Source organism: Thauera mechernichensis (assembly GCF_029588855.1).
GTDB classification, from domain to species: Bacteria; Pseudomonadota; Gammaproteobacteria; order Burkholderiales; family Rhodocyclaceae; genus Thauera; species Thauera mechernichensis.
Genome location: NZ_JARQZE010000016.1, coordinates 71,130 through 78,373 on the forward strand (window position 1 = coordinate 71,130; position 7,244 = coordinate 78,373).

The window sequence follows — 7,244 nt, forward strand, 5'->3', positions numbered from 1 at the left end:
CCACGGAACCGCAATGAACGACATCGCCCCACGCCCGTACATCATCGGACTCACCGGCGGCATCGGCAGTGGCAAGAGCGCTGCCGCAGCACATTTCGCTCGTCTTGGCGCCGAGGTGGTCGACACCGATCTCATCGCGCATGGCCTCACTGCGCCCGGCGGCGCAGCCATGGACGCCATCCAGCGTGCCTTCGGTACCTCAATGATCGCCGCCGACGGCAGCCTGGACAGGGCCGCCATGCGTGCAAGGGTGTTCTCGCACCCGGAGGCCAAACGCCAGCTCGAGGCCATCCTGCACCCGATGATCCGAGACGAGAGCGCCCGCCAGTGCCACGCGGCGACTGCCCCCTATGTGATCCTCGCCGTTCCGCTGCTTGTCGAGTCCGGCAGCTACCGTGAGCGCTGCGACCGCATCTGCGTGGTGGATTGCCCCGAACACCTGCAGCTCGAGCGGGTACGCACGCGCAGCGGCCTCGACGAGGCACAGGTGCGCGCGATCATGGCGACCCAGGCCAGCCGCGAGGCGCGCCTCGCGGCGGCCGATGACGTGATCGACAACAGCACCAGCCTCGAGGCACTGAAGCAGCAGGTGGCAAGCTTGCACGCACGCTATCTCGCGGCCTCGAGGACGCGTTGAGCACGCAGCCCACTCGCCCTGTGGCGCTCGGGCGCTGTGCTATCATCGCCCCGAACTCAAGCGGCGCGATACTTGCGGATAGTGTCTGGTGATTAGCTACGAATACCCTCTCAACGAACGCATCCGCACGCTGTTGCGTCTCGAGGACCTGTTCGTCAAGATCGCCCACTTCTCCAGCGGCACTGCTCCACAGGATCACCACGTCGCCCTGCAGACGATCTTCGAGACCCTCGAGGTCGCAAGTCGTGCAGACCTCAAGGTTGATCTGGTCCAGGAGCTCGAGCGCCAGCGCCAGATCCTGATGTCCTTCCGCAACAACCCGGACATCTCCGAAGAGGCGCTCGCAGGCGCGCTCTACGAGATCGAGCAGGCCTCCACCGGACTCCTCGCCATGGCTGGCAAGATCGGCCAGTACCTGCGCGAGAACGAATGGCTGATGAGCATCCGCAGCCGGGCCGCCATCCCCGGCGGCGTCTGCCAGTTCGATCTGCCGGCCTATCACTACTGGCTCAACCGTGACCCCGAGGTCCGTCGCCGCGACCTCGACACCTGGATCCATCCGATGGCCCCCATCCGCGATGGCATCGAGATCGTGCTGCGCCTGCTGCGTGCAAGCGGCCGCGCAGAGAGCCAGCTCGCGCGCAGCGGCGCCTTCCAGCTGACAATGGCCGGGCGCACGGCACAAATGGTCCGGGTACGGCTGGAGCGCACGGACGCCGTGGTCCCCGAGATCAGCGCCAACAAGTATGCGCTCAATGTCCGCTTCATGCTGCCGGAGACGGTTGCGCGCCCCCGCCTGGCCGAGCGCGACGTCGCCTTCGAGCTCACCTTCTGCAGCCTGTAGCCCTTCCGTATGAGCCAGCCCGTGCGTACCGTGAACTGCCCGACTTGCGGCAAGCCCGTCGAGTGGAGCAAGGACAGCCAGCACCGCCCGTTCTGCTCCGCACGCTGCCGTCAGATCGACCTCGGGGCTTGGGCCTCGGAGTCCTATCGGGTGCCGACTGCCCCTCCCGACGCGCTGGATGAGGCCGACGGCTTCGCGCCACCCGGCGTCGGCGAAGGTCGCAATCGCTGACCGGCCTAGGCCGACAAGGGCTGAGCCGCAGCTCGCCTGGGCCTTCAGGCGTCTTTCCGCCCCCACACACCGCGTATCGCCGCAATCCCATGCGCCCCTGCATCACGCGCCTCTGACATGTCATTCTGTGTCAGGCCGCCCAAGGCAAAGACGGGCATGGGCAAGCCTTCGGTCAGCTCGCCAAAGCGCGCCCAACCCAATCCGGCCTGGTCGGGATGCGTCGCGGTGGGTTGCACAGGACCGAGGAGCGCATAGTCCAGACCCAGCGCAGCGGCATGCTCGAGCTCGGCGCGCGTATGACACGACGCGCCAACCCATTCGAACTCGGGCCTGTCGCTGCTGGCCAGGAGGCGCTGCGCGGTAAGGTGACATCCGTCGGCACCAATGCGGCGAGCCAACTCGAGGTCGGAGTTGACCACCAGCAGCCCTCCGCTGGCCCTGACCCTTTCCAGCGCTGCACGCGCGAAGCGCTCCCGCTCACCGGCGTCCAGCGCCGCTTCGCGAACCTGGACCAGCCCCAGCCCCTGCTGCAGCGCGCGCTCGAGCACACTCAGCTGCTCGGCCGCGCCTATCGCCGTTGCCTGTGTGATACCCATGATGCGCGGCAGGCGTAGCGCCTTCAGGATCGGTCCATTGGCCGGCAGCCTGGGGGCAGGCACGGGATCACCCGGCGCGACCCAGGCCAAAGCGCTGTGCACCCTGTCGTTGAGCGTTCCCTGCCAGGCCGCGACTTCGAAGAAATGCAGCCGCACATGCGCATGCTCATACAGATGTTCGCGGCGCAGCCAGGGACGCAGGTGCGTGACGTGGATGCCCAACTCTTCTTCGAGCTCACGGCACAACGCCTGCGCAGGACTTTCGCCACGCTCGACCTTGCCACCGGGGAACTCCCAGTAGCCCGCATAGACGGTGTCGGGAGCGCGCTGCCCGAGCAGGTAGGCACCATCTGCGCGCAGCAGAACGCCTGCCGCTACATCGACCAGCTTGCGCGTCATCGGCCATGCCCCTCGTCATCGAGCCGCCCGGCGTGGTCTCGTGCGAACTGCCAGGCCACGCGCCCGGAACGCGAGCCACGCATCAGCGCCCACTGCAGCGCGTCCTGGCGAGCCGCGGCGATCGCCTTCTTCGGCACGCCGAAGTGCCCGAGCCAATGCGCGACGATATCGAGGTACTCATCCTGGCTGAATGGATAGAAGGATATCCAGAGGCCAAAGCGCTCGGACAGCGAAATCTTCTCCTCCACCGCCTCGCCCGGGTGCAGTTCGCCATCCACATGACGTGCCTGCAGATTCTCATCGTGATACTCCGGCATCAGGTGGCGACGGTTCGATGTCGCGTAGATGAGCACGTTGTCGGACATCGCCGAAACCGAGCCGTCGAGCACGCTCTTGAGGGCCTTGTAGGCATCTTCACCTTCCTCGAAGGAAAGATCGTCGCAAAACAGGATGAAGCGCTCGGGCCGCCCCTCGATCAACTCGACGATCTCGGGCAGATCGACGAGGTCGGTCTTGTCCACCTCAATCAGGCGCAAGCCCCGCGGCGCATACTCGTTGAGGAGCGCCTTCACCAGCGACGACTTGCCCGTACCGCGGGCGCCTGTAAGCAATACGTTGTTGGCCCGGCGCCCAGCGAGGAACTGGCGCGTATTGCGATCGATGCGGGCCTTCTGCTCATCGACATCGTGGAGGTCAGCCAGGGCGATGCGATGCTGCAGGCGAATCGGTCTGAGCTCGGCACAACCGCGGCGGCGCTGCCAGCGGAAAGCGGCCGACGCCGTCCAGTCGGGCGCCTGAACCGGGCCTGGCAACAGGGTTTCGAGCCGCTCGAGCACCTGCTCGGCACGGCGCAGAAGATCTTGCAATTCAGTCATGTCTTGAGGACTCACCATCATCCGGGGGCGAGCGCGGCGCGGCTGGGGGCCGCGGCCTCAACGCCCGCAACACAACCAGCACCAAGGTCAGCGCAACGCCGAGTTCGAGGAAGATCAACCACACATCGCGTCTCCGGCGACCGGCCTTGCACCGGTATACTCTGCCGCATCCGCCCACGAGTTTAACCGATGCACCCGATGATTCCGGCCGCTATCAGACGCCTTGCCCTTGCCTCCACTGTTGCCCTGATCGCCGCGGGCTGTGCACACCAGACCGAAGCCCCGGGGCCTGAAGCGGCCGCACCGACCTGTCCGCCGCCACCTGCCTGCCCAGCCTGTCCGGTCTGCCCTGCGCCTACGCCCGACAAGCCACCGGCGCCAGCCGCCGCCCCCCTGCAACGCGCTGACTGGAGCGCGTTGCCGAACTGGCAACTGGACGACCCGGCGGCAGCCTGGCCTGCGCTGCGGACCTCATGTTCGAAGCTTGTTCGTCAGACAGCGTGGAAGAACGCCTGCACGGCCGCCGAGAGCCTGGGTCGTGCGCCATCGGGCGCCGATGCGCGGCGCTACTTCGAAACGCATTTCGTTCCTTGGCGCCTGGTCAATCCAGACGGCAGCATGCAGGGGCTCATCACCGGCTATTACGAACCGCTCATCCGTGGCAGCCGCACTCGCGGCGGTCGCAACACCTGGCCTGTCCATGGCGTGCCGCGCGACATGCTGACGATCGAGCTGGGCGACGTCTACCCGGAACTCAAGCATCTTCGTCTGCGTGGCCGCGTCGAGGGAAACAAGGTCTTGCCCTACTTCACCCGCGAGGAGCTCGAACAGCGCGACGCGCAGCTCCCCGCCCCCATACTATTCTGGGCGGATGACCCGATCGACCTCTTCTTCCTGCAGGTGCAAGGCTCGGGCCGGATCCAGTTGCCCGATGGTTCGATGGCTCGTGTCGGCTACGCCGACCAGAACGGACACCCTTACCAGTCCATCGGCCGCTGGCTGGTTGCCAAGGGCGAGCTCAGCCTGGACAAGGCCTCGATGGACGGGATCAAGCGCTGGGCGCAGGACAATCCGCATCGCCTGGCGGAAATGCTGAATGCGAACCCGAGCTACGTGTTCTTCCGCGAGCTGCCCAGTTCAAATGATGGTCCGATCGGTGCTCAGGGCGTCCCGCTCACCGAGGGTCGCAGCATCGCGGTGGATCCGCGCTATGTGCCTCTGGGGGCGCCGGTATTCTTGTCCACCACCTATCCGCTCAGCGACCGCCCGCTCAATCGTCTGATGATGGCGCAGGACACGGGCGGCGCGATCAAAGGCGTGGTACGCGGGGACTTCTTCTGGGGCTTTGGATCCGAAGCGGGCCGCGAAGCAGGTCGCATGCGCCAGCAGGGCAGCATGTGGGTTTTGCTGCCACGCGGCATGACACCACCCGCTCTGCAATGAGCGCACGCATGGCACATAAAAAAGGGGGCGACCAGCGCCCCCTCGCGAACAAGCCGAACCCGCCCTAGCGCTTGACGCTGTCCATTGCCTTCTCGAGTTCGGCGGCCGGAACGTAGCCACCGATGCGCGAGCCATCTGCCAGAAAGATGGTCGGCGTACCGCTGATGCGCAGGCTCTGCCCAAGTTCCACGTTGCGCGTGATCACACTGGTGTCGCAAGTCGCCTTGGCCGGCACCTTGCCGTCGACAACCCAGGCGGTCCACGCCTTGCCCTGATCCTTCGCACACCAGATGTTGTTGGACTTCTGGGTCGAGTCCTCACTCAGGATCGGATACAGGAAGGTATAGACGGTGATGTCGTCCATCGCGTCGATCTCCTTTCCGAGGCGCTTGCAATAGCCGCAGTTGGGATCCTCGAAGGTGGCGATCACGCGCGTCCCCTTGCCCTTGACTACCTTGACCGCCTGATCGAGCGGCAGCGTCGAGAAGTCGATCGCAGAAAGCTGATTCAGGCGTGCGCGGGTAACGTCGCGTCGCGTGGCGGTATCGATCACGCTGCCATCGACGATGAAGCTGGCCTTCTCATCCGTATAAACGAGCTGACCGTTCTTGAGCACGACCTCGTAGAGGCCCCCATATGGGGTCTGACTGACAGACTCCACCGCCGGCGCACCGATGAAGGCCTCCATCGCCTTCCTGACCTCATCTTCGCCACCATGCGCCGTGGAGGTCAGCCCGAGTGCGATCGAAACGGAAAGGAGCTTCACCCGTACGGGCTTCAACAAGGCTTGCATCGAGTTCTCCGAAATATCAAAAGCGACCATGCACGGCGTAACGCACCAATGCGTTTGTTACGACTGGCACGCGGTTCGTAAGGTTCATTCCTGCATTACGCAAGAAGCCAAGCAGGGGGTCCTGGGCACCAAACAGCCGATTGAGCCCGTGGGTCAGATACTGCAGCAGGAAGGGCTCCTCGGCGCGACGGCGCGCGTAACGCCGCAATACCGCAAGCTCACCGACATCGCGCCATGACGGCAGGCTGCCCAACTCCTCAGCCAGCACCTTGGCATCCTGAAAGCCCAGATTGATGCCATGGCCCGACAGCGGATGAATCGCATGTGCAGCATCGCCGATCAAGGCCAACCTTGGTCGTACCACCTCGGCGACACGCATCAGCCTGAGTGGAAAGGCAGCCCGCGGCGTCGCCAGCTCGAGCTCTCCGAGCCGCCGGCCACCGGCCTCCATGACCCGCGCACAGAAGGTATCGTCGTCAAGCTTCATCAGTTCGCCAGCGATCGCATCCGGAGCCGACCAGACCATCGACATCATGCCATGCGCAAGGGGCAACCAGGCGAGCACACCATCCTCTCGAAACCACTGAAAAGCGGTGCCACGATGCGGGCGCTCACAACGAAAGTTGGCCACGACCCCCATCTCGTCATAGGGCGTCGTCTGTGCTTCGATTCCGGCCGCACGACGGAGCCAGGAGTCACGACCGTCCGCTCCGACAGCCAGCGCCGCACTCAGAGTGCGGCCGTCCTCGAGCGTCACGGAAACCCGCCCCTCCTCCTGCAGGAGCGCCACCGGCACTGCCGGACACAGCAGGGTAACGTTGTGCTGCCGCTTCAGACTTTCCCAGAGCTCAAGATGGACCAGGCTGGACTCGCCAATCCACGCCAGCTCGGCCAGCCCACAATCATGGGCCGAGAAGCGGAGCTCACCATTGGCATCGCCATAGATCAGCATCTCGGCCACCGGCTCGAGACGACTCTGATCCAGATGGGACCACACGCCCAGCGCGGACAGGAACGCTGCGCTTGCAGGACTGTAAGCGTAGATACGCTGATCCCAGTCTTGCGGGCGCGATGGCACCGCATGCTCAAGCACCGCGATCTGAAGGCTGCTGCGACGCAAGGCAACTGCGAGCGCTGCGCCGGCCAGACCACCACCAACGATGACGATATCGAACTTCATAGGCTCAGCGATCCCGACGACAGCTGAGCATTTTGCCCCACGCTGGCCCCTGCGTCACGATCTGCGCTCCCTATCGTTCCTTTCGCTGGCCGTTGACGCGCCAAAGCCCTGCTTTCTTTTGAGAGCAGGGCTTTGTTTTGTGGGTTAGTCTGACGATGACCTACTTTCACGAGGGCGGACCTCACTATCATCGGCGCATGTGCGTTTCACGGTCCTGTTCGGGAAGGGAAGGGGTGGTTCCACACA

At 64.8% G+C, this 7,244-nt stretch carries 8 protein-coding genes and 1 rRNA gene; 4 read left to right on the plus strand and 5 right to left on the minus strand.

The features are described 5' to 3' along the window. Window positions 1-13: 13 nt before the first annotated feature. The 3 genes from coaE to yacG all read left to right on the plus strand — a co-directional run bounded on the left by coaE (window position 14) and on the right by yacG (window position 1,712). The gene (coaE, locus tag P7F68_RS16525) at window positions 14-637 is read left to right on the plus strand and encodes a dephospho-CoA kinase (protein ID WP_277834781.1); all 624 of its coding nucleotides are present in this window, start codon (window positions 14-16) and stop codon (window positions 635-637) included. Between the two features lie 88 nt (window positions 638-725). Next, window positions 726-1,481 (plus strand): cell division protein ZapD, encoded by a 756-nt coding sequence (gene zapD, locus P7F68_RS16530; protein WP_002931149.1) that lies wholly within the window; start codon window positions 726-728, stop codon window positions 1,479-1,481. A 9-nt stretch (window positions 1,482-1,490) separates the two neighbouring features. Continuing rightward, window positions 1,491-1,712 carry a DNA gyrase inhibitor YacG gene (yacG, locus tag P7F68_RS16535; RefSeq protein WP_002938350.1) on the plus strand — a complete coding sequence of 74 codons (222 nt, stop codon included), beginning with the start codon at window positions 1,491-1,493 and terminating at the stop codon, window positions 1,710-1,712. 44 nt (window positions 1,713-1,756) lie between these two features. Here the strand turns inward: yacG and P7F68_RS16540 are convergent, their stop codons facing one another. Next, on the minus strand, window positions 1,757-2,707 hold the full coding sequence (locus P7F68_RS16540) for a Nudix family hydrolase (RefSeq protein ID WP_277834784.1): 951 nt from the start codon (window positions 2,705-2,707) through the stop codon (window positions 1,757-1,759). Beyond that, complete coding sequence (locus P7F68_RS16545; RefSeq protein ID WP_277834786.1) at window positions 2,704-3,582, minus strand: ATP-binding protein; 879 nt, start codon at window positions 3,580-3,582, stop codon at window positions 2,704-2,706. Before P7F68_RS16545 ends, P7F68_RS16540 begins: the two co-directional genes overlap by 4 nt. Window positions 3,583-3,999: 417 nt before the next feature. On the opposite strand from P7F68_RS16545, the gene mltA reads away from it, so the two are divergent. Next, the gene (gene mltA, locus P7F68_RS16550) at window positions 4,000-5,025 is read left to right on the plus strand and encodes a murein transglycosylase A (RefSeq protein WP_277834788.1); all 1,026 of its coding nucleotides are present in this window, start codon (window positions 4,000-4,002) and stop codon (window positions 5,023-5,025) included. Window positions 5,026-5,089: 64 nt separating this feature from the next. On the opposite strand, the gene P7F68_RS16555 is transcribed toward mltA, so the two are convergent. The 3 genes from P7F68_RS16555 to rrf form a co-directional block, all read right to left on the minus strand. After that, on the minus strand, window positions 5,090-5,818 hold the full coding sequence (locus tag P7F68_RS16555) for a DsbC family protein (protein WP_277834790.1): 729 nt from the start codon (window positions 5,816-5,818) through the stop codon (window positions 5,090-5,092). A gap of 16 nt (window positions 5,819-5,834) precedes the next feature. Then, window positions 5,835-6,998 carry a UbiH/UbiF family hydroxylase gene (locus P7F68_RS16560; RefSeq protein ID WP_002938343.1) on the minus strand — a complete coding sequence of 388 codons (1,164 nt, stop codon included), beginning with the start codon at window positions 6,996-6,998 and terminating at the stop codon, window positions 5,835-5,837. Between the two features lie 147 nt (window positions 6,999-7,145). Then, window positions 7,146-7,244: ribosomal RNA gene (rrf, locus tag P7F68_RS19995) — 5S ribosomal RNA — on the minus strand; the annotation flags it as partial.